Consider the following 23,185-nt stretch of genomic DNA (forward strand, 5'->3'; position numbering starts at 1 on the left):
CGCCAGTGACCGTGACTCTGTCGAACGGCGCCGTGATCACCATCGACGCCGGCAAAACCACCGGCACCGTGACTGTTCCGGCTCCGGCTGACGACGTCTATAAAGATGCCGGCACTGTCCAGGCCACGATCAAGTCCGCCACCGGCGGCAGTTTCGAAAGCCTGGTGCCAAGCACCACGCCGGCCGTGACCAACGTCACCGACACCATCGATACCACCTCGGTGAAGTTGACGGCCACTGGCACCGCAGCGGAAGGCGGTAACGTCGTCTACACCGCGACTGTCGGCGCGCCTGTGACCGGCTCACCGGTTACCGTGACCCTGTCCAACGGCCAGACCATCACCATCGACATCGGCAAAACCACCGGCACCGTGACCACCACTGCGCCGAACGACGCGCTGACCGGTCATGCGCCACTGACCAACTCGATCAGCAACGTGACCGGCGGCAACTACGAAAACCTCGTCGCCGACAAGACCCCGGTCAGCACCACCGTGACCGATACCATCGACACCACCAACCTGTCGCTGTCCGCGACCGGCACCGTGGCCGAAGGCGGTCAGATCACCTACACCGCGACCCTGACCAACGCCGCCGGCTCGCCGGTGACCGTGACCCTGAGCAACGGCTCGGTAATTACCATCGACGCCGGCAAAACCACCGGCACCGTGACCGTTCCTGCGCCAGCCGACGACGTCTACAAAGACGCCGGCAGCGTACAGGCCACCATCACCAACGCCAGCGGTGGCAGCTTCGAAAACCTGGTGACCAACACCGCGCCAGCCGTGACCAGCGTCACCGACACCATCGACACCACCACTGTCAGCATCACCGGCAGCACCTCGGTAACCGAAGGCCAGACCGCCAGCTACACCGTCAGCCTGACGCACCCTGCGCAAACCGACGTGACCCTGAAAATCGTCTACAGCGGCACCGCTGCCGACGGTTCGGACTTCACCGGCGTGTACACCGTGAAGATCCCGGCGGGTGCCAGCAGTGCGCAGTTCAACGTCGCGACCATCGATGACAAGATCACCGAAGGCACCGAGAACTTCGTGGTCAAGATCGACTCGGCCACCGGTGGCAACTTCGAGAACCTGGCCGTCAGCAGCACCAATGGCAGCGTCAGCACTTCGATCATCGACAACGATGCGCCACCGGTCATCGACCTGGACGCCAACAACTCCAGCGGCGCCACCGGTGCCGACTACAAGGTGACGTTCACCGAAAACACCCCGGGCGCCGGCGTGTCGATTGCCGACACTGACCTGACGATCACCGATCCGGACAGCACCATGCTGACCGGCGCGACCATCGTGCTGACCAACCGTCAGGACGGCGATGCGCTGAACCTGGGCAACAGCGTCAATGGCATCACCATCAATGCCAACAGCACCAACGGCACCGTGACCCTGACGCTGTCGGGTAACGCGACGCTGGCCGACTACATGCAGGCGATCAAGAACATCACCTTCACCAATGGCAGTGAAAACCCGAGCACCGTGCCGCGGATCATCACCGTGACCGTGACCGATGGCGGCAACTACTCCAACACCGCGACCACCACGGTCAACGTGGTGGCGGTCAACGATGCGCCGGTCGCCGCGCCGGTCAACGTCACGGGTACTGAAGACACCCCGCTGATCCTCGGCTGGTCGACCTTCGGGGTGACCGATGTCGACAGCCCGGCCAGCAGCCTCGGCGTGAAAATCACCCAGCTGCCGGGCGAAGGCAAACTGCAGTACCTGGACGGTTCGACCTGGAAAGACGTCGCCACCAACCAGACCTTCAGCAAGGCTGATATCGACGCCGGCAAATTGCGCTTCATGCCGGATGCCAACGAGTCGGGCGTCAACGGTTACGGCGGCACCGGCGTGGGCAACAATCAGGCTGATTACGCGCAGATCAAATTCCAGCCAACCGACGGCCAACTGCTCGGCAACACCGGTACCGTGAAGATCGACATCACGCCAGTGGCGGATGCACCGACCGTGAGCGTGGCTGACAACAGCGTGAAATCCACTGGGCTGGTCAAGGAAGTCTGGACCGGCTTGCCGGGCCTTGGCACCAGCGGTAACGGCGCAGACTCGACCACGCTGAAAAACGTGATCGACGGCGCAGGCACCCCTAACTCCAGCGGCACCGTGACCAACGTCCAGTCCGACGGCAGCGTCGCAGCGGGTACGGCATCGAAAACCTCGGGCCTGATCTATCTGGAAGCCGGCAAGACTTACAGCTTCAGCGGCGTGGCCGACGATAGCCTGCTGATCACCATCGGCGGCAAGAGCGTGGCTTCGGGTACCTGGGGCGCGGGCGGCGCGATCAGCGGTTCGTTCACCCCGACCACCAGCGGCTACTACACGCTGGACATCTACCACCACAACCAGAGCGGCCCGGGCAGCTATGACGTGAACCTGTCGGTCAACGGCAGCACGCCAATCGACCTGAGCAGCGGCGGCGTGCCGATCTACACCGGCGTGCAGGATCTGCTGAACTCTGGCGTGACCGTCTCCGACCTGCACGGCACTAACGGCGAAGGGTATTACGACGGCTACAAACTCAACACCGGCGCCGAAGGCACTACGGTGAAACTGTCGGCGATCAATACCGCCCTGACCGACACCGATGGCTCGGAAACCCTGAGCGTGAAGATCAGCGGTGCGCCGGTCGGCTCGGTACTCTCCGACGGTAACGGTCATACCTTCACCGTGACCGCGAGCAACGGTGAAGCCAACGTCACCGGCTGGAACCTCGGCAGCCTGACCGTGACCCCGCCAACCTACTACAACGGCCAGTTCAACCTGACCGTGACCTCGACCTCCACCGAACAGGTCGGCGGCTCGGCCAGCAGCACCGCGACCATTCCGGTCACCGTGGTGCCGGCGGTGTACAACGCCGTGGTCGGTACTTCTGGCGATGACACCTTCAGCGGCACCGATGGCAACGACATCATGGTTGCCGACATCGGCGGTCTGACCGTAGTGCCGGGCACCAACTACAACATCGCGTTCATGGTCGACAGCTCGGGCAGCATGAGCACCGCCTCGATCAACGCGGCCAAGGACTCGCTGACGTCGGTGTTCAACACCCTCAAGCAGAGCCTGGGCGGCAGCAACTCGGGCACGGTGAACATCTTCCTGGTGGACTTCGATACCCAGGTCAACAAATCGGTGTCGGTGAACCTCAACGACGCGAACGCGCTGACCAAGCTCAAAGCCGTACTCGATTCGATGACCTCCGGCGGCGGTACCAACTACGAGGACGTGTTCAAGACCACGGCCAACTTCTTCCAGAGCACCGAAGCAGTGGCCAACACCGGGGCGAAGAACCTCACGTACTTCATCACCGACGGCCAGCCGACCTACTACCAGAGCGGCGAGCAGACCAACCCGACGCTGTATGGCAGTGTGAAGCTCGACAGCGTCGTGACCACCTCCAACTACAAGCCGGGCGACACGTTCAGCACCTACATCGACAGCACCCACTACCTGACCATCAGCAGCGCCGGGGCCGTCGTCCTGCAAACGTTGAAAAACGGCAGCTGGAGCTGGAGCAACGTTGGCACCATCCACGCTCAGGGCGATGGCACTTACGAGCTGTCGAGCCTGGCGGGCAGCGGCAGCAGCACCACATCGGCCACCACCGATAACGCCAACAGCAGCTTCGCGTTGCTCAGCGGCCTGTCGAACGTCGAAGCCATCGGTATCAACAGCGGTGTCAGCCTCAACGACCTGAAACCGTATGACTCGGATCACTCGCCACAGACCAACATCGATCCGAAGGACCTGGCGAACTCGATCATCGGCCACACCGAAGCGACGATGCCGGGCAATGACACCGTCAGCGGTGGCGACGGCAACGACATCCTGTTCGGCGACCTGGTGAGCTTCAACGGCATTGCCGGCGAGGGTTATCAGGCGATGCAGGCGTTCGTCGCGCAGCAGACCGGCGTCGACGTCAGCAAAGTCACCACCAGCAACGTGCACCAGTACATCACCGAGCACTATCAGGCGTTCGATGTGTCCGGTTCGCACGATGGCAACGACACCCTGTTGGGCGGCGGGGGCAATGACATCCTGTTCGGCTCTGGCGGCAATGACCTGCTTGATGGCGGCAAAGGCAATGACATCCTGCTCGGCGGCACCGGCAACGACACGCTGATCGGCGGCCAGGGCAACGATATCCTGATTGGTGGTTCCGGTGCCGACACCTTCGTCTGGAAGGCGGGCGACACCGGCAACGATGTGATCAAGGACTTCAACGCCAGCGAAGGCGACCGCATCGATCTGCGCGACCTGTTGCAGGGCGAGACCGGCAGCACCATCGACAACTTCCTGAAGATCACCACGGTCGACGGCGTGTCGTCGCTGCAAGTCAGCTCCGGCGGCAAGTTCAACTCCGGCGACGCGGCAGCCGCCACCCCGGACGTGACGATCAAACTGGAAGGCAACAACTGGTCAAGCGCCAACATTCACAACCTGATTGCCGGCAGCGACCCGACCATCAAGGTCGACCACAACAACAGCTGATGCGTGAACAAAACGGCCGCCCCCCTGGGGCGGCCGTCACGTTTGCGCCTATCGCACCGGTGACGATTTCGTCGCCGCACCGCATACTCGCGTGCAGTTGGCCTATGCTGCTGACAGCATGACGCTGGTTCTTTCTGAGGGATGCTCAATGTTTTACGTGCAACGCGATGCGCAGGGTCAGTTGATTCGCGTGGAAGCTGCGGCCTACGCCGAGGCCACGGAAACGCTGCCGGCCGACCACCATGAAATCCAGGCCTGGTTCGCCAACGCGGCCGTGGAAAACAGCCTCAAACAGCTCAAGCAGAGCGACTTTGAAATGATTCGGGTACTCGACGACCTGATTCAGGTGCTGACCCAGAAAGGCGTGATCCGGGTCACCGATCTGCCGCCAGCGGCGCAGGCCAAGTTGATGGATCGGACCCAGGCGCGGGAAGCGCTGGGCGGGCTGAGCCAGTTGATCGATGAAGATGAGAGCGGGCTGATCTGATCCCGGATCTTCACCGACTGAACTGGCCCTTTCGCGAGCAGGCTCGCTCCCACATTGGAATGCATTTCAAATGTGGGAGCGAGCCTGCTCGCGAAGACGGCATCACTGAGACCAACGCTCCAGGGTTTACTTCCAGGGCTTGGGCTCACCAAACAACTGCCCCTGCACCCCGTACAAACCCATCTCGCGAATCACCGACAACTCCCCTTCGGTCTCCACCCGCTCGGCAATCAGCGGCAAGTCAATGCTGTGGGCCGCCCGCTGGATCGCTTCGATGAACAGACGCTTGTCACTCTCCTGATCAATCGCGCGAATGTAGCTGCCATCGATCTTCAAGTACGCCAGCCCCAGCCGCGCCAGGTTGCCGATCATGCTGAAGCGCCCGCCAAAGCGCTGCAGACTCAGTGAGAAGCCCAGCTCGCGCAGGCGCCGGGTCAGTTGCTCGAGCACTGCTTGCTCCGGCAATTGCTCCTCACCGATTTCCAGGGTCAGGCGCTCACCAAGGTTGGAGTGCGTACGCAAAATCTCGAACACTTTGTTCAGCGCCTGCGGATCGGCCAGGGTGGCCGAGGACAGATTCAGCGCCAGCGAATCCTCATGCTCTTTCATCTGCTCCAGCACGCGCTCGAGCATCAAGCGGTCCAGCCGCGCCGTCCAGCCGAAACGCTCAAGCCACGGCAAGAAACGCCCGGCCGGAATGGTCTGGCCCTGATCATCCAGCAGCCGCGACAGCACCTTGTAATGCAGCACCAGTTGCGTGTCCTGGGCGGCCACCACCGGTTGGAAGTACAGCTCGAAACGCTGCTGATTCAGCGCCTGATCGAGCAAGCGATGCCAGGCATGATGATCGTCGCCGACATCCGCCACCAGGCTCTGATCAATACACGCCCAGTTCTGCTCGCCCTGCCCCTCGGCCTGCGCCAGCGCCTGATCGCCGAGGGTCAGCACCGCTTGCGGCGAGTCACCGTGAGCGAAGGGCGCCAGGCCGATGGAGGCCACGGCCGGCACATCCGTGGCACCGGTGGCGTGCAGGCTGCTCAGCGCACTGTCGAGGTTCTGTGCCAGTTGCAGCGCTTCTTCGCGCACCAGCCCCGGTGCCAGTACGGCGAACTCACCGCCGCGAATCCGGGTGACGAGGTTCTGGGTTTCCGGGTATTTGGCGCATTCGCGGGACAGTTGTTCGCCAACCGCTTTCAACAGTTCATCGGTGCGCTGCCCGCCCAGACGCTGGTTGAGCCCGGCCAGATCCTTGACCCGCAACAACAGCAGGTAACCGGAGCTGGCCTGCTCGGGGTTGCTCACCCGGTTGTGCAGCTGCATCTCGAAATAGCGTCGGTTGGCAAGCCCGGTGAGGTTGTCCTGATACGACTCGGCGCGCAGTTTTTCACTGCGCTCGGCCTGCTCCTGGAACAGCGCCTTGAGCTTCTCGACCATCTGGTTCATCGCCTGCACCACGCGCCGCAGTTCAGGGGTGCGCGGCAGCTCCGGCAGGCTGAGGAATTCGCGCCGGGCGATGGCGTGGGACTGCTTGACCATGTAATCGAGCGGGCGCAATTGCCGGCGCAGCAGCAGCGCACCCAGCACCGCACTGACCGCACCACACAGCAACAGCCAGCCGAGACTGCCCAAGGCGCTCTGCCACAGCTTGGCCACGGCGAACATCGGGTGGCTGACCACCTCGACCCTCGCTGCCTGCTCCCAGCCACGGCTGACCAGGGCATCGCCACCGGCCGGTTCCAGGCCGATCAGTTTGACGAACCAGTCCGGCACATTGCTCACCGCGGGAATGCCACTGCGCTCGACGATGGTCTTGTCGGTTTTCAGGTCGACCACGCGGATGCTCGCGTAATAACCACTGTCGAAAATCGAACTGACCAGCAGCTCGACCATTGCCGGGTCATCGATATTCGGCGTCAGCGACAACGCCAGCGCCGTGGCGGCGTCCTGGGCGTGGGAACGCAACTGGTTGACGTACTGGGTGCGCGAGCTCTCCAGACTGACCATGAAGCTGCCGGTGAAGGCGACCACCAGGAACAGACAGATAGCGATCAACAGCTGTTTGAACAAAGACATCTGAGCGCGTGCTCCTAGTTAGTCGTTTCGACCGGGAAACCTTCGGCCTGCATTTTCTTCAGCACATCCTGCCAGCGCGACAGGCGTTTGGTGTCACTGACCTTTTTGTTGCCCTTGGCCCCCGGCAGGTACAGACCTTCGGCATTGAAAGAGTAGACCGGCAGCAGGTCGGTCCGCTGGGACGCCGGCTGGATCGGATCGATCAGGCTGTCGAGCACCAGCGGCATGGCATCGGGGGTGGCGTAGTAAGTCAGCACCATGTGCGCGCGATTCTGGCGCAGTGCCTTGACGTAGGTGATGCGCAGCTTGTCACTGGAGACCCCGAGATGACGCAGGCTGAAATACTTGGCGATCGCGTAGTCTTCGCAGTCGCCGGCGCCTTTCCACAACGCTTCGATGGGCGTCTCCCAATAATCGACCTGCCCCCACAGATCGATATCCTCTACATAGCGCATCTGTTTGTTGAAAAACAGGTTCACCACCTTGAGCTTTTCCATCTCGCTGACCTGTTTCTGCGTGGCCAGCAGGTTTTGCCAGGCATCGATCCGCTGCTGCCCGGCGCCCAGCGGCCCGTACAGCGCTGTGGCCTTGCGGCTGATCGCGGAAAAATCCCAATCGGCATGCAGGCCGCCCAGCATGACGCCGGCCAGCAGCAGTGCGCAGCCTAGCCAGCGCAGAGTCCGGGGGATCGCGAAACGTACCGCCACAGCAGGTTTCCAGAGGGCAGGAGGGAAAGCGTTTGATGGTGAAGCTTAGCCCGGCAAAAAACAATGGCACCCTGAGATCATCGCCATCGCGCTAAACTTCACACAGGACAGCAATCCTTTACATGGTTTGACAACTTGTAAAGCAATCACTAGTGTCTTTGGATCCAAATTCCGTGGTCATTCAGGGTGAGTAGTTGTGACACAGAAGCCCAAACCGCTGCACAGCATCAAAGTCGATGCGCCGATTCCCGCACACCTCGCCCGCTCGATCATTGAAGAAACCCTGCGCTCGGCGATCCTTGACGGTCGCTTGCCGTGCGGCACTGCCCTGCGCCAGCAGGACCTGGCCGACCTGTTCGGGGTCAGTCGCATGCCGGTGCGCGAGGCCCTGCGCCAACTCGAAGCGCAGGAACTGCTGAGCGTCACCACCCACAAGGGCGCCGTGGTTGCGCCGCTGATTCAGGGCGACGCCACCGAAACCTACGAGTTGCGGATCCTCCTCGAATCCGAAGCCATGCGCCAGTCGATCCCGCTACTGACCAGCGCCGATCACGCGCGCGCCGCCAGTTATATCGAAGAACTCGAAACCCAGCACGACTACACCGAAATCGGTCGGCTCAATCGCCTGTTCCACATGGCCTTGTACAGCAAGGCGCCGAACCAGCGTCTGCTGCGCCTGGTTGAAGACGGTCTCAACGAGGAGGAGCGCTTTCTGCGTTTCAACCTTGAGGCCATGGGCCTGGGCAAACTGTCCCAGGAAGATCACCGCGCCATGCTCCAGGCCGTGATCGAACGCAATATCGAGCTGTCGGTGAAACTGCTGACGCAGCACCTCAACCGTGGCGTCGACGTGATCACCCGTTTCCTCGCCAGCCCTGCCGGACAAAACCGCAAGGCCATACGCTGACACCCTCCACGCCGGTCTCGGGCCCTTGCGCCTGACCGGCGAATAACCCGCTTACAAATCCTCTCGACGCTGCGCCGCAAACCGGCTGGCGGATCGCCCTGTTCGCTCTAACCTCCCTGCGCCGGTTCGCCCGGCAGTGCACCTCGCCGCGGACGAATCGGTCATAGCCGTCCCGCCAATTTACCCGCACTCTTTAACGGCCAACCCATGAAGAACGGGCGACGCACCGCACCGCCGGCGCAGTCCCCGCACCAGGAACCTACGGAAGGAGCCTTGCCACGGGAAAAAAGGAAGTTACGGCGCCGTTCCCGGCCAACTTTCATTCCTATACATCACTTCAATCTCTGCATCTGAAAGTTGCTTTGAGTGAGGCATTCACTCTTGTATTCAATTTTGGCCTTTATTTGCCGAAAGGAGCAACTACGCCCAAGTAAAACTTAAATTAAAAGTTTTACCGGGCCGACTCATATCTAAAAAACAGCAAACTAAAAATAATTAAAAATAAACTTGTTAAGTTATTTAATGATGTATTAGCTTTTCCTCGCCGAGCAGGGATACCCCCGCAAACCCGGCACAGCTCAGCAGTCAGGCTACGACACTGGCAAATAATTGCCAGGCTCTGGCCCAGAGCCTTTCAAGCACTTTTCAAACTTTCATCCATCCGATTGAGGCCCGCGTTCGCCAATAGAAAATGTTTCAGACTTATTGAATCCGTGTTGATGCACTGAACGAGCAACTCCCTCTATTCCAATAACACCGAGGTTCGCCATGATGCCAACTAAAGAACAACTCGCCCTGAAAAAAGCTCAATTGAGCGTTCACCCGATCTTCACTGAGATCGATTCGCTATCGGTACTTCGCCGGTTCATGGAATCCCACGTCTTCGCCGTATGGGACTTCATGTCGCTGACCAAGCGCCTGCAACAGGAACTGACCTGCACGCGGCTGCCATGGCTACCGCCGCGCGATCCGCATGCCGCACGCCTGATCAATGAAATCGTGCTGGGCGAGGAGTCCGACGACCGTCCCGCCCACGGCCATTACAGCCATTTCGAACTGTACCTGGACGCCATGCGTGAAGTCGGTGCGAGCACCACGGCGGTCGAACGGTTTGTCGCGCTGCAACAGGAAGGCGTGAGCTACGACGTCGCTCTGCAAAGCGTCGAGGTCGACCCGGCCGCGGCGAAATTTGTCCGCGAGACCCTGCTCACCGCACTGCACGCACCGGGCCACAGCGTTGCCGCCGCCTTTCTGCATGGCCGCGAGAGCGTGATCCCGCCGATGTTCCAGCGCATTCTCGATGACTGGGGGATCGGCATCGAACAGGCACCGACCTTTCGCTATTACCTGGAACGCCACATCGAAGTCGACTCCGAGGATCATGGTCCGGCGGCGGAGCAACTGCTGGAGCGCCTGGTCGATGGTGATCCGCAGCGTGAAGCCGAGGTCTACGCCAGCGCCATCGCTGCAGTGGAAAGCCGAATCGCCCTGTGGGACGGCCTGCGCGTGAGCATGCGCGAACCCTTGGCGGAGGTGGCCCAATGAATGCCGCCGATTACCAATCCTTCGCCGACGCCTGGGAAAGCCGCGCCACCATCCGCACCCGGCCACGACGCGTGCTGGAAGACGATGAACGCCTGATCTACCCGCTAAGCCGACAGCCCCTGGTGCTGAGCGAAACCTTCCTGCGCGAATGCCCGCAACAACGGGATTTCGCGCTGGTGCAGACGCTGTACAAATTCATCAACGATGTAGTGATTTTCGAAACCGAGATCGTCGACAAGACCGCGCGCAGCATCGCCAAGAATCGCTTCGCCGTGGCGTTCCCGTTCGCCTGCCGCTACGACGCCATGACCGTGGTGGTGGACGAGGATTACCACGCGCTGGTGGCGATGGATTTCATGCAACAGACCGTGGCCATGACCGGCATCGAGCCGATCGAACTGCCCAATGAAATCGAACTCAGCCGGGCGATTCCTGCTGCAGTGGCACTGGCGCCAGAGCACCTGCGCAGCGCGGTGGAACTGATCTGCGTGGCCATCGCCGAGAACACCGTGACCGGCGACGTCGCGGCGTTCGCCCGAGACGACACGGTCAAGCCGTCAATCAAGGGCCTGATGGCCGATCACCTGCTGGATGAGGGCCGGCACTCCAGCTTCTGGGCGCGGATGGTGCGTATCTATTGGCACACCGCCAGTGACGCAGACCGAGAAACCATCGCGCAGATCCTGCCGGTGTTCATCGGCCATTACCTGACCAACGACATTCAGAAGTCGTTCGATCTGCGCTTGATCGACGCCTTGCCGGTCAGCGATGCGGTGCGTCGTTCGCTCAAAGACGAGATGACCGGGCTGGCATTTCCGATCAATCGCCACCATCCGCTGGTGGGCAACATCGTGCGGTTTTTCCACAACAGCTCGCTGCTCGACACGCCCTGCGTGCAGCACGCCTTGCGTGACTATCTGGTTTGATGAGGAGGCCGACATGAGACGTCTCGACATTTTGCTGATTGGCGCCAGCCAGGCCATGACCGACCTGGCGCAGGAACTCGAACAACACGGTCACTCTTTGCTGCGTAGCGGCGCGGCGCAATCGACGGTGGATCTGATCATTGACGACGGCTTCATCGGCGCCGGCGATTTCTGCGCTATCCCGCATCTGCATTTGCGCCTGGGTATCGGAGCGCCGAGCATTGGCGGCTTGCCGACGCTCGACCTGCTGTGTTTCCTCGGCTCATCACTGATCAGCCGTGTGCCGATTGGCGATGAGCCGTCCGGCAACGGTCAGGCACTGCGTCAGCGGGTGCTGACGCATGTGGTCGACGAAGTCGCGTTGCTGGTCAGCCGCTTCTCCCGCGATGCCGAGTATTTCCAGCAGGCGACGTCCGCCACGGCGCCGGACTTCGAACAGGTGGAAGACCTGCTGTTTCTCGACAGCCTGGCCTACGTCCATCGCCTCAACGCCACGGCGCATCCGGCGCTGTTGCAACAGGCGCAGACGCCGCTGATCGAACGCCTGCAACGCAGCCTGATCGAACATGCCGAGCGACCGGCGCTGCACCTGGCCGAGCAGTCGCTCAGCTATCGCCAGTTGCACGCGCACAGCCGTGCGATCCAGCAACGTCTGCAGCCGTTGCTCGAGCAACATCCGCAGCCGTGGGTCGTCGGCATTTGCCAGCCGAAAAGCCCGGCGCTGTTCGCCTCGATTCTGGCCGTGCTCGGCAGTGGCGCGGTGTACCTGCCGCTGGAGCCGAGCCATCCGTTGCAGCGCCAGCAATACATCCTGCACAACGCCGGCGCGGTGTTGTTGCTGCATGACGGTGAGCATCCGCTCGGTGAGTCGATGCCGGGGCTGGATGTCAGTCGTATCGACAGCGCGGACGCGGATCTCAGCCAACCGCTGATGCGCCAGCGCCCGCCACTCGACGCACCCTGCATGGCGCTTTACACCTCTGGCACCACCGGCCATCCGAAGGGCGTGCTGCTGAGCCAGGCGAACCTCGCGCATTTCACGGCGTGGTACGCCGATTACGTGCAGTTGCGCGCTGAAAGTCGGGTCTTGCAGTTCTCGTCGCTGAGTTTCGATTCTTCGCTGATCGATATCTTTCCGACGCTGCTCAAAGGCGCCGAACTGGTGGTACCCGACGACACTCAACGCCGCGATCCACTGCAGCTGGTGGCGTTGATCCGCCGTCGGCAACTGACCCACGCGTTCCTGCCGCCGGCGCTGCTGAGCATCCTGCCCCTGGAGCAACTGCAAGGGGTGGAAGTGATGACCGGCGGCGACGTCTGCGAGCCCTTTGTCATCGAGCAACTGACCCGTCAGGGCAAGCTGCACAATCTCTACGGCCCCACCGAGGCCACGGTGCTGATCACCGCCCGGCCACTCAAGCCGGGTGACAGCAACCGCACCCTCGGCGCGCCGATTGCCAACAGTCAGGTGCTGATTCTCGACGACGATCTGCAGCCGGTGCCGGAACACACCGTCGGCGAATTGTTCATCGTCGGCCCCGGCGTCTGCCTCGGCTATCTGAACAATCCGCAGCAGACCGCCGAGCGCTACCTGACCCTGCAACTGCCGCACGGCCAGACATTGCGGGCCTACCGCAGCGGCGACATGGCCAAGTGGGGCGCGCACGGTATCGAGCTGTGCGGACGGCGCGACAATCAGGTGAAGATCCGTGGTTTCCGGGTTGAGCCGGAAGAGATCGAGCGCTGCCTGCGCGAGAGCCAGTTGTACCGTCAGGTGGCGGTGGTGATCGACAGTCAGCGGCGGATTCTGACGTTCCTCGCCCAGCCGCAATCAGACGCCGCCCGCGAGGCACTGAAGGCCCATGCCCAGCAATTTCTGCCGGACTACATGCAACCGGTGGCGTGGACCGAGCTGCCGCACATGCCGTTCGCCAGTAATGGCAAGGTCGATCGCAAGGCCTTGCTGGAGCTGCCGGTGAGCGTGCAGGACAGCGGCCCGAAATGCCTGCCGGCGAATGCCGACGAAGCACTGTTGCTGGAGATCTGGGCGGAGCTGCTGGAGCTGCCCGGCAGCGATATTTCCACCGACGAAAGCTTCTTCAACCTCGGTGGTCACTCGATTCTGCTGTCGCGCATGTTGCTGCGTTTGCGTGAGGAGTTCGGGCGCAGCATCTCGATCAATCGCTTCATCGAACAGCCGACCATCATCAAGCTCGCGACGCTGGTGCGCGGTACCGATGACAGCGCGGTGCTCAGCGCCCAGGCCATGGCCGACGCCGAGCGTCCACTGGACATCGAACCGCTGCCAATCAGCCGCCTGGGCGATGTGCACAAGGTGATCGTCACCGGCGCCAACAGCTTTGTCGGCGTGCACATCGTCGAAGCGCTGCTCGGCTGGGGCGCCAGCGAAGTGGCGTGTCTGGTGCGTGACGGTGGCGGGCAAACGGCGGCGCAGCGGTTTGCCCAGGCGTTGCGCGAGAACCTTCTCGAGCATCTGGACTTGAGTCGGGTGCGAATCTATTCGGCAGACATCACTCGCCCGCAACTGGGCTTGGCCGACGACGATTATCAGCGCCTGGATCGAGAGTTCGGCGCACTTGTGCACAACGCTGCCAACGTCAATCACGTACTCGATTACGAGTCGCTGGCAGCGGATAACGTCGAGCCGATCTTCGAGCTGTTACGCCTGTGCGAAGGGCGCAGCAAAAAGGTCTTCAACTTCGTCTCGACGCTGTCGGCTTCAAGCACGGTCGATGGTGAAGGCCGCGTACTCGAATTGCCCGCTGCAGCGACCCCGCCGATCTACATCCGCAACGGCTACAACCTGTCGAAATGGGTCGGCGAGCGCATCCTTGAACGGGCCCGCGAGCGCGGGGTGTGGGTCAACCTGTATCGCCCCGGCAACATCAGTTTCAACAGCCTGAGCGGCGTCTGCCAACCGCACAAGAACCGTTTGATGCTGATGCTCAAAGGGTCGATCCAGCTCGGTCAGGTGCCAGCCTTCGCGCTGAATTTCGACCTGATGCCGGTGGACTTTCTCGCCCGCTTCATCGCCTTCCACGCCAGCCGTTACTCGACCGGGCGTGCGGTGTTCAACCTGCACAACCCCGAGCCGCTGAGTTGGGATGCCTACGTCGCCTCGTTCCGCGAAACCGGCAGCGAATTCGCACTGGTCAGCGTGGCCGACTGGCAGCAGCAACTGGGCCGGGTCGATGCTGACAACGCGCTGTTCGGCGTGCTCGGTTTCTACCTCAACGGCTTCGAGGAGGACATCGGCGACATCTCCCTGATCGGTCATGCCAACGCCGAGGCCGGCGTGCAGCAAATGGGTGCGCAATACCCGGAAAAATCCGCGGCACTGCTGCGTCGCGGCTGCGATTACCTGAAACAGATCAACTTCATCTAGTTCAATCAAAAGGAGCAACACCATGAGCAATCTGCAACCTGACACCCTGATCAAAAACCCGCACGGCTGCCACGTTATGTCTTCGGTGGAGGTGCCGGCGGACGCGGCGCAGGTCTGGGCGGTGGTCGGCAATTTTGGCGGTTTCGAGCGCTTTATTCCGGCGCTGTCACACATCGAGATGACCGGCGAAGGCGTGTCTTCGCTGCGCAAGAAATTCTTCAAGGACGGCAACGTGGTGGTTGAACAGCTCAACTCCCGCGATGAACAGGCGCGGGCCATGACCTGGACCACGATCTACAACACGTTGGGGGTGGCCAATCTGTGGGCGGCGATGAATGTGGAATCGCTGGGGACGGGTAAGTCGCGGGCGACCTGGACGATCATTGCCGAGCCGGCTTCAGGTGGGGAAGAAGCGCTGCCGGGGTTCAAGGATTTCGTGCAGGGGTTTGCCGATGATGCGATGGGGAATGTGCTGAAGCTGTTTGTGTAAGGCTTCAGTTCTTTAGTGAATGAACCGCCGCCTTCGCGAGCAAGCCCGCTCCCACATTTTGATCGCATTCCTTCAAAGGAAACACGGTCAACCTGTGGGAGCGGGCTTGCTCGCGAAGAACGCTAACGCGGTCTTCAATCCGATGATCAGATCTTGAAGCTGTCCACCAACTGCTTCAACCGGTTGGCCTGCTCTCACATTTTGATCGCATTCCTTCAAGGGAAACACGGTCAACTTGTGGGAGCGGGCTTGCTCGCGAAGAACGCTAACGCGGTCTTCAATCCGACGATCAGATCTTGAAGCTGTCCACCAACTGCTTCAACCGGTTGGCCTGCTGCGACAACGCATCACAATCCTTCAACGTCTCGTTGAGGTTGGCGACGCTCTGCTGGTTCAACAGGTTGATCTGGTTGACGTCGACGTTGAGGGTTTCCACCACGGCGGTCTGCTCTTCGGTCGCGGCAGCCACCGACTGGTTCATGCCGTCGATCTCGCCGATGCGCTGGGTCACGCTGACCAGTCGCAGGCCGGCCTGGTTCGCCACTTCAACGCTCTCTTCGCTGGACGCCTGACTGGCGTTCATGGTGGTCACGGCTTCGCGCGAACCGACCTGCAAGGAGGTGATCATCTTGTGGATCTCTTCGGCCGACTCCTGGGTGCGATGGGCGAGGTTGCGCACTTCGTCCGCCACCACCGCAAAACCACGTCCGGCTTCCCCGGCACGCGCCGCTTCAATGGCCGCGTTGAGGGCCAGCAGATTGGTCTGCTGCGAAATGCCTTTGATCACGTCGAGGATGTGGCCGATGTTGTCAGTGCTGGCATTCAGGGTTTCGATCTGCGTGCACGACAGGCTGATCTTCTGCGACAGCTCGGTCATCGCCTGGATGGTTTGCTCAACTACCTGACGGCCGTCATCGGCCTGCTCGCTCGCGCCGCTGGCGTGTTGCGAAGCATCGGCGGCGTTGCGGGCGATTTCCTGGGTGGCGGCGCCCAACTGATTGATCGCTGCAGCCACGCTGTTGGTGCGTGCACTTTGCTCGTCGGAGCCAACGATCGAGGCGTTGGACGATGCCATCACCCGTTGCGACAAATCATGTACGTGACGGGTGGCCGACGACACTTCGGAAATCGACGCGTGAATCCGCTCGACGAACTGGTTGAACGAGCTGCCCAGTTCCGCGAACTCATCCTTGCCTTCCACGACCAGGCGACGGGTCAGGTCGCCTTCGCCCTGGGCGATGTCCTGCATCGCACGGCCCATGGTGGTCAGCGGACGCATCAGGACGTTGATCAGTAGGCTCAGCAGCAGCGCGATGGCGGCGACCGCCACGAACATGGCGATCAACGCCGAGGTACGGAATTGGCTGAGCGCCGCGTAGGCCTTGTCGCGATCGATCGACAGACCGATGTACCACTCGGCATTCGGCAAATCGCTGACCGGGGTGAACGACAGGATGCGTTCCTGACCGTTGAGCACCACGTTCTGGTTGCCCTTCTCGATGCGCACGCTGGAGTTCGGGTAGATGTCCTTCAGGTTCTTCATCACCTGATCCTTGTCCGGGCTGACGATCACCTGACCGTCGCCGCTGACCAGGAACGCATGACCCAAGCCACCGAAGTCCACCGAGTTGATGATCTTCACCAGGGTTTCCAGGCTCAGGTCACCACCGACCACACCGAGCAGCTCACCATTCTTTTTCACCGGCATGGCGATGGTCACCACCAGACCACCGACTGCGGCCATGTACGGCGGAGTCAGCATGGTTTTATCGGCGGCAACGGCTTGCTTGTACCAAGGGCGCTGACGTGGGTCGTAACCGTCCGGCATCTTCGCGTCCGGGCGCTGGGTGAACACACCGTTGGCCTGGCCGACGTAGGTGAACTGGAAGTTCGAGGTGAAGGCCGGTTGATCGACCAGCCCCGGGAAGTCGGCGTCCTTGCCCTGGTGAGCAACGTTCTGCGCGAGGTTTTCCAGTACCAGGATCCGCCCGCTCATCCAGTTCTGCACGCTGCTGGCGGTCAGATCACCGGCCTGCTGCACGGAGGACTGGAGGTTCTGGCGAATGGTGTTTCGCTGCAGATAGTCGTTGTAGAGGGTGAACAAAGCGAAAGCCAGGACCACGACGCCCGAGGCGGCCAACAGGATTTTATGGCTGAACTTGAGATTCATTTCATGGGACTTCTTATGCAAAAGTGGGGATGCGTTCCGGGATGCAACATTCCATGTAGCTCCAAATGTCCAATAGCTGGCAGGCAGCGTTCTGATGGCCGCTCTACTTTGGTGCACGCATGTCTCACCAGTCTGTCGGCACCATTTGCAGAAATCTTAGGGCTGTGTGGGAAATGCACGGCATTTCTGGCAGATTCCCGCCGAACGGCGTCCCAGAGCGCTCGCTGTCAGGTTTTTCAAGAACGTTATGCGAGTGGAGGTTGCAAAATTCACAGCCCTTGATAAAAATGCGACTAATTATCATTTGTGACGTTCGGGCTGTCGCGTTCATGTCCTCACCTGAATTTGCAGTGCAGGCGCTTTACAGTAGTCATCACGGCTGGCTCAACGCGTGGCTGCGGACGCGGCTGGGCAATGCCGCGGATGCGGCGGATCTGGCGCAGGATACTTTCGTGCGCCTGTTGCAACGCACCGAACGCCTGGAGCTGAAGGCCCCGCGCGCTTTTTTGCGCACCATCGCCCGTGGTCTGGTGATCGACCATTGGCGCCGTGAAGAAATCGAACGCGCCTATCTCGAATCCATCGCCCATTTGCCCGAAGCGCAAATCCCGAGCGCCGAGGCCCGCGCCCTGGTGATCGAATTGCTCGAAAGCATCGCGCGCATGCTCGAAGGCTTGCGCCCGAAGGTGCGACAGGCGTTTCTGCTGGCGCAGTGCGAAGGTTTGACCCACAAGCAGATCGCCGAACAGATGGGCTTGTCGCTACGCTCGGTGGAACGTTACGTCGCCGATGCGTTGTATCACTGCTACGTGTTGCGGTACGCAAGCTGATGCCTGTGGATAACCTCTCGGCAGGGCGCCGCGCCGAACCGCCGCAACAGGTGGTCAAACAAGCCATTCACTGGCTGCTACGGCTGCGCAACAATCATGGCAATGCTCGCCTGAGTAGCCAGTGCGAAGCGTGGCGCGCCGAACATCATGAACATGAACTGGCCTGGCAGCGCGTGCAGTCGCTGCAGGCCGAGTTGAGCCATAACCTGCGCGCAGTGCCTGGCACTCAGGTGGCATTCAATACACTGGAAAACAGTGCACAGGGGCTCGGCCGGCGACAGGCTTTGAAACTGTTGTCCGGCGCCTTGCTGACAGGCTCCGCCGCCTGGGTAGCCAAGGACACCTCGGCCTGGCAGCAATGGAGCGCCGACTACGCCACGGCGACCGGCGAACGCCGCGGCTTCCAGTTGCCGGACGGCACGCGGATCGAGCTCAATACCGCGAGCGCGGTGGATCTGGATTACACCGCGCAGCAACGGCTGATCAAACTCACTCGCGGCGAAATCATCGTCACTTGCGGCGGCAACGATCAAGGCGCGGCCTTCAACCGAGCGCTTCGCGTGCAAAGTCGTCACGGTACCTATGAACCGACTGATGCCCGCTTCATCCTCCGCCAGGAAAGCGATTGCACGCGGCTGAGCGTCACCACCGGGCGCGTGGCCATCCACAGCGGTGGCACCTCGGTTGAGGCGCTCGCCGGCCAGACTTACCTGATCGATCACCACCGGGTACGCCTGGCACCGCCACCGGATATGGACGCGGGCGCGTGGGTCGACGGTTTGATCGTGACTCGCAATATGCGCCTGGGCGATTTTCTCAACGAGGTCGCACGTTATCGGCCGGGCTTCGTGACGTGTGCGTCGGCCGTGGCGGATTTGCGCCTGTCCGGCGTGTTTCGCCTGGAGGACACCGACAAGCTGCTGGCCATCCTGCCGCAGACCCTGCCGGTGCAATTGCGTTATCGCACCCGATGGTGGGTCACGCTGGAAGCAGTGGCCTGAAATTATTTTGGCGGGTTTTCGCGACAAGTCCGGCTTGGTCAGTAAGCACTTCAACTCAGCCTTTGCGACTTCCCACGGAAACCTACAATGACTGTCCGCATCACCTGTAAGAACCCTCTGAATTTCACTGCCGAATCGGGCCTGCTGCGCCACGCCATTCGCGCCGCCCTGCTCTCCACAGTTTTGGGCGCAGGTGTGCTGCCTGGCCTGAGCCTCGCCGCCAATACCAGTGAAGCGAGCAGTCATCGCTATAACATCGCCGCCGGCCCGCTGGGGGAGGTGCTGAACCAGTTTGCGCGCCAGGCTGGCATCACCCTGTCGATGACCCCACAGCAAACGCAGGAGCGGCGGTCTCCGGGCGTGCAGGGCGAGTATTCAACCGACCAGGCGTTGCGCCATTTGCTCGGGGGCTCGGGCCTTGAAGCAGTGAGCGAGGACGGTAGCAGCTACATTCTGCATTCTGTCAGCGACAGCAACGCACTGGCGCTGCCAACCACCGATATCAAAGGCTTTGCCCTCGGCAACGCACTGGGCACCATGGAAGGCTACAACGCCACCCACAGCCAGATCGCCACCAAGACCAGTACTGCGTTGCTGGAAACCTCGCAAAGCGTATCCGTGGTCACTCGCCAGCAAATGGACGACCAAGGCTCACAGACCGTCTCCCAGACGATGCGCTATACCCCCGGGGTGCTGACCAACCCTTACGGCGCAACCCACCGCTACGACTACGTGGCAATGCGCGGCTTCAACGACGGTTCGGTGGACAACATCTACCTCGACGGCCTCAAGTCGATGGGCGACAGCGGCACCTACAGCACCATGCAGGTCGATCCGTATTTCCTCGAGCGCGTGGACATTCTCAAAGGTCCATCGTCGGTGTTGTACGGCCGTAGCTCGCCCGGTGGCCTGGTGGCGCTGACCAGCAAGAAGCCATTGTACGAGGCCTATCATCAGGTCCAGGCCACGGTCGGCACCCAAGGTCAGCGCGGGGTTGGTTTTGACTTCAGCGGCCCGCTCGATGACGACAAGCGCATTGCCTATCGTCTGACCGGTTTGACGGACCAGTCCGACACACAGTTCGACCACAACAAGGAAAAACGCTTCGCCCTCGCACCCACCTTGAGCATCGATTTCTCTGAAGACACTTCGCTGACGCTGCAGGCTTATCTGCAGCACGATCCGGATGGCGGCTACCACGGTGGCGTGCCGGCGGATGGCACGATTCATCAGCGCAATGGCAACCGTATCTCTCCGCACTTCTTCGAGGGCGAGCCGGGGATTGACGGCTATTCGCGGGATCAGCAGTCGTTCGGCTATCAGTTCGAACATCGCTTCAATGATGTCTTCACCGCAAGACAGAACTTCCGTTACCTGGACTCCAAAGTGAACATGGATCAGGTCTACGCCTACGGCTGGACGACGCCGACCAGCAACGAACTGAACCGCTACTACACAGGCGGTGATGAACGCCTGCATGCGTTCATCATCGATAACATGCTGCAGGCCGAATTTTTCACCGGTGCCACCAAGCACACCGTGTTGATGGGCGCGGACTATCAGCGGCGCAAGACGGTGGTCGACTGGACCAGTGGCGGCCTGGCGCCGATCAATGCGTTCAATCCGATCTATGGCAACTCGGCGATCGACATGTACGGCGAGACCAGCTACCTGCGGCGTCTGGAACAAACCGGGGTGTACCTGCAAGACCTGATCGAGATGGACCAATGGCGCTTCTCGCTGGGCCTGCGTCAGGACTGGGTCGAGACCTCCGATGAAAACCGCATCGCCGAAGCAGGCCGCCCGCTGGGCACGCAAATCAATGACCGACGCACCAAGCTGACCGGCCGCGCGGGCGCGCTGTACCTGTTCGATAACGGCCTGGCACCGTACATCAGCTACTCCGAGTCGTTTAACCCGAACTCGTATGCCGACAGCGCCGGCAATCCGCTGCCGCCGACCGATGGTACGCAGTGGGAAGTCGGCCTGAAGTATCAGCCACCGGGCACCGACAACCTGTTCACCGCTTCGCTGTTTCACATCGATCAGGAGAACCTGGCGACCAAACTGCCGCAGGAAAACTTCTACCGAGCTGTAGGCGCTGTCCGTTCGCAGGGTCTGGAGCTGGAAGCGCACATGCAGTTGACCGACAACCTGAAAGTACTCGGCAGCTATACCTTCACCGATATCGAGTACTCGAAGTCGATGGTCAGCACCCTGAGCACACCGACCGACGTGATCCAGAACAAAGGCAATTCGCCCACTCAGGCGCCGCGTCACATGGCGTCGTTGTGGGCGGACTACAAGTTCGATAGCGCGGCACTCGATGGCCTGCGTCTGGGCGGTGGTGTGCGCTATGTCGGCTACAGCTGGGCGGATGCGGAAAACACGCTGAAGGTGCCGTCCTACACTTTGTTCGACGCATCGATCGGCTATGACCTGGGCAAGGTCGGCTTGAAAGGCGTCGACGTGCGCCTGAATGCGAACAACTTGACCAACGAGTCTTACGTGGCCTCCTGCGCCAGTCTGAACTTCTGCTACATGGGTGAAGAGCGCAACGTCGCCGCCACGGTCAGCTACCAGTTCTAAGCCTTTGCCTTGTGCATAAAAAAGCCAGCCCCTGATTGTTCAGGGGGCTGGCTTTGTCGTCTCTGTGGGGAAGTTTTCATGCGCGCACTTTTGGTCTTATTGCACCGCTATATAGGCCTGGCGACAGCGATGTTTTTGCTGCTGGCCGCAATCACCGGAAGCATTCTGGCGTTCAATCATGAGCTGGATGAGTGGCTGAATCCGCAATTTTATGCAGCCTCTGCCGAGGGTCAGCGACTGCCTCCCGGGGCGTTGGTAGATGCTGTGCAAACGGCGCATCCGAGGATGCAGGTCTGGTACATGGAATATCCGGACGAATCGGGGCATACCGCGTTATTGGCGGCTGTCCCGCGCAATAATCCGGCGACAGGCAAACCGTTTGATGAACGCAATCAGGTGTTCTATCTGGATCCGGTAAGTGCCGAGCAGAAAGGCCAACGTTACTGGGGCGAGTGCTGCTTTTCGCGGGAGAACTTCATCCCGTTCATTCTCGAGTTTCACTACAACCTGACGTTGCCTGGGAACTGGGGATTGTGGCTGATGGGCTTGGTGGCCATCGCCTGGGTGATCGATTGCTTCATCGCGCTGTGGCTGACGCTTCCACGGGGCAAGCCGTTCTGGCAGAAGTGGTCGACAGCCTGGAAGATCAAGGGTGGCCACGCTTATCGGCTCAATTTCGACCTGCATCGGGCAGGAGGACTGTGGCTGTGGTTGTTGCTCCTGCCGATTGCAATCAGCAGTGTCGCGATGAACCTGCCGAGTCAGGTATTCAAACCGGCAGTGTCGTTGTTTTCGCCCATTGAACCGAGCGTGTATGAGGCTCGCGGACGAATGCCTCCTTCCGAGTTGGGCGGGACGCAGTTAAGTTATCAACAGGCGTACGAGAGAGCATTGCAGGAGGGGAAAAGACTAGGGCTGACAGTCGCCATCGGCGAGTTGTATTACAGCTTTGAGTACAACTTCTACGGTGCAGGATTTGGGCAACACGACACTCAAGCCCATGGCAAATCCTGGTTGTTCCTTCACGGTACCGACGGGCGATTAATAGGGCAGGAAATCGCTGGAAAAGGGACGTTGGGAGAGCGCTTTTATCGATTGCAATTGCCGATACATGGCGGCCGGATCATTGGCTTTAGCGGGCAGGTGATGATCGCGGTGTTGGGTGTTCTGATTGCGGGGCTGTCAGGGACTGGCGTCTATATCTGGTGGCGCAAGTGGCGGGCTCGGCGCATCAGCAAGGCTCGCAAAGCAGTCTGAAATCAGGATTTCCGGGAAGCCCGAAACGACAAAACCCCTGTCTGCGTTAGCAAACAGGGGTTTTGGAATTTAATCTTGACGATGACCTACTCTCACATGGGGAAACCCCACACTACCATCGGCGATGCATCGTTTCACTTCTGAGTTCGGGATGGGATCAGGTGGTTCCAACGCTCTATGGTCGTCAAGAAATTCTGTATCTGGCCCGTCAACACGGTAACGTGCCAGCAAAAATGGGAACTTCTACTAAAACAAAACCCCAACTGCT

13 protein-coding genes, 1 rRNA gene and 1 pseudogene are annotated in these 23,185 nt (G+C 60.8%); 11 read left to right on the forward strand and 4 right to left on the reverse strand.

Features of this window, described 5'->3' with window-relative positions:
• Together U862_RS0128440 and U862_RS0128445 are read left to right on the forward strand one after the other, a co-directional pair.
• Window positions 1-4,529: pseudogene (locus U862_RS0128440) on the forward strand (LapA family giant adhesin); the annotation flags it as partial.
• Window positions 4,530-4,677: 148 nt separating this feature from the next.
• Window positions 4,678-5,016: a hypothetical protein gene (locus U862_RS0128445; RefSeq protein WP_025113506.1), complete on the forward strand. Its 339-nt coding sequence runs from the start codon at window positions 4,678-4,680 to the stop codon at window positions 5,014-5,016.
• Window positions 5,017-5,142: 126 nt separating this feature from the next.
• On the opposite strand, the gene lapD is transcribed toward U862_RS0128445, so the two are convergent.
• Together lapD and lapG are read right to left on the reverse strand one after the other, a co-directional pair.
• Window positions 5,143-7,089 (reverse strand): cyclic di-GMP receptor LapD, encoded by a 1,947-nt coding sequence (gene lapD / locus U862_RS0128450; RefSeq protein ID WP_025113507.1) that lies wholly within the window; start codon window positions 7,087-7,089, stop codon window positions 5,143-5,145.
• 14 nt (window positions 7,090-7,103) lie between these two features.
• On the reverse strand, window positions 7,104-7,796 hold the full coding sequence (gene lapG / locus U862_RS0128455; protein ID WP_025113508.1) for a cysteine protease LapG: 693 nt from the start codon (window positions 7,794-7,796) through the stop codon (window positions 7,104-7,106).
• Window positions 7,797-7,992: 196 nt separating this feature from the next.
• Here lapG and U862_RS0128460 point away from each other — a divergent pair, with 196 nt between their 5' ends.
• The 5 genes from U862_RS0128460 to U862_RS0128480 all read left to right on the forward strand — a co-directional run bounded on the left by U862_RS0128460 (window position 7,993) and on the right by U862_RS0128480 (window position 15,070).
• Window positions 7,993-8,703: a GntR family transcriptional regulator gene (locus U862_RS0128460; RefSeq protein ID WP_025113509.1), complete on the forward strand. Its 711-nt coding sequence runs from the start codon at window positions 7,993-7,995 to the stop codon at window positions 8,701-8,703.
• Between the two features lie 768 nt (window positions 8,704-9,471).
• On the forward strand, window positions 9,472-10,248 hold the full coding sequence (locus U862_RS0128465; RefSeq protein WP_025113510.1) for a DUF3050 domain-containing protein: 777 nt from the start codon (window positions 9,472-9,474) through the stop codon (window positions 10,246-10,248).
• A complete protein-coding gene (locus U862_RS0128470; RefSeq protein ID WP_025113511.1) occupies window positions 10,245-11,174 on the forward strand; it encodes a diiron oxygenase in 930 nt (309 codons plus the stop codon). Before U862_RS0128465 ends, U862_RS0128470 begins: the two co-directional genes overlap by 4 nt.
• A gap of 13 nt (window positions 11,175-11,187) precedes the next feature.
• Window positions 11,188-14,580, forward strand: coding sequence for a non-ribosomal peptide synthetase (locus U862_RS0128475; protein WP_025113512.1), 3,393 nt, complete (start codon window positions 11,188-11,190; stop codon window positions 14,578-14,580).
• A gap of 22 nt (window positions 14,581-14,602) precedes the next feature.
• Window positions 14,603-15,070: an SRPBCC family protein gene (locus U862_RS0128480; protein ID WP_025113513.1), complete on the forward strand. Its 468-nt coding sequence runs from the start codon at window positions 14,603-14,605 to the stop codon at window positions 15,068-15,070.
• A gap of 289 nt (window positions 15,071-15,359) precedes the next feature.
• Here the strand turns inward: U862_RS0128480 and U862_RS0128485 are convergent, their stop codons facing one another.
• Window positions 15,360-17,240 carry a methyl-accepting chemotaxis protein gene (locus U862_RS0128485; protein ID WP_025113514.1) on the reverse strand — a complete coding sequence of 627 codons (1,881 nt, stop codon included), beginning with the start codon at window positions 17,238-17,240 and terminating at the stop codon, window positions 15,360-15,362.
• 329 nt (window positions 17,241-17,569) lie between these two features.
• Between U862_RS0128485 and U862_RS0128490 the strand changes: the two genes are divergently transcribed.
• The 4 genes from U862_RS0128490 (at window position 17,570) to U862_RS0128505 (ending at window position 22,917) form a co-directional block, all read left to right on the forward strand.
• Window positions 17,570-18,070, forward strand: coding sequence for a sigma-70 family RNA polymerase sigma factor (locus U862_RS0128490; protein ID WP_025113515.1), 501 nt, complete (start codon window positions 17,570-17,572; stop codon window positions 18,068-18,070).
• Entirely contained in the window at window positions 18,070-19,071 is a 1,002-nt protein-coding gene (locus U862_RS0128495; RefSeq protein ID WP_025113516.1) for a FecR domain-containing protein, read from the forward strand. The genes U862_RS0128490 and U862_RS0128495 overlap by 1 nt, the downstream gene beginning before the upstream one ends.
• A gap of 87 nt (window positions 19,072-19,158) precedes the next feature.
• Window positions 19,159-21,660 (forward strand): TonB-dependent siderophore receptor, encoded by a 2,502-nt coding sequence (locus tag U862_RS0128500; protein ID WP_025113517.1) that lies wholly within the window; start codon window positions 19,159-19,161, stop codon window positions 21,658-21,660.
• A gap of 78 nt (window positions 21,661-21,738) precedes the next feature.
• Window positions 21,739-22,917, forward strand: a complete 1,179-nt coding sequence (locus U862_RS0128505; RefSeq protein ID WP_025113518.1) for a PepSY domain-containing protein — start codon at window positions 21,739-21,741, stop codon at window positions 22,915-22,917.
• Between the two features lie 73 nt (window positions 22,918-22,990).
• Here U862_RS0128505 and rrf read toward each other — a convergent pair.
• Window positions 22,991-23,106 (reverse strand): 5S ribosomal RNA (gene rrf / locus U862_RS0128510).
• Between the last annotated feature and the right edge of the window lie 79 nt (window positions 23,107-23,185).

Source organism: Pseudomonas sp. H1h (assembly GCF_000633255.1).
In the GTDB taxonomy this organism is placed as follows: Bacteria; Pseudomonadota; Gammaproteobacteria; order Pseudomonadales; family Pseudomonadaceae; genus Aquipseudomonas.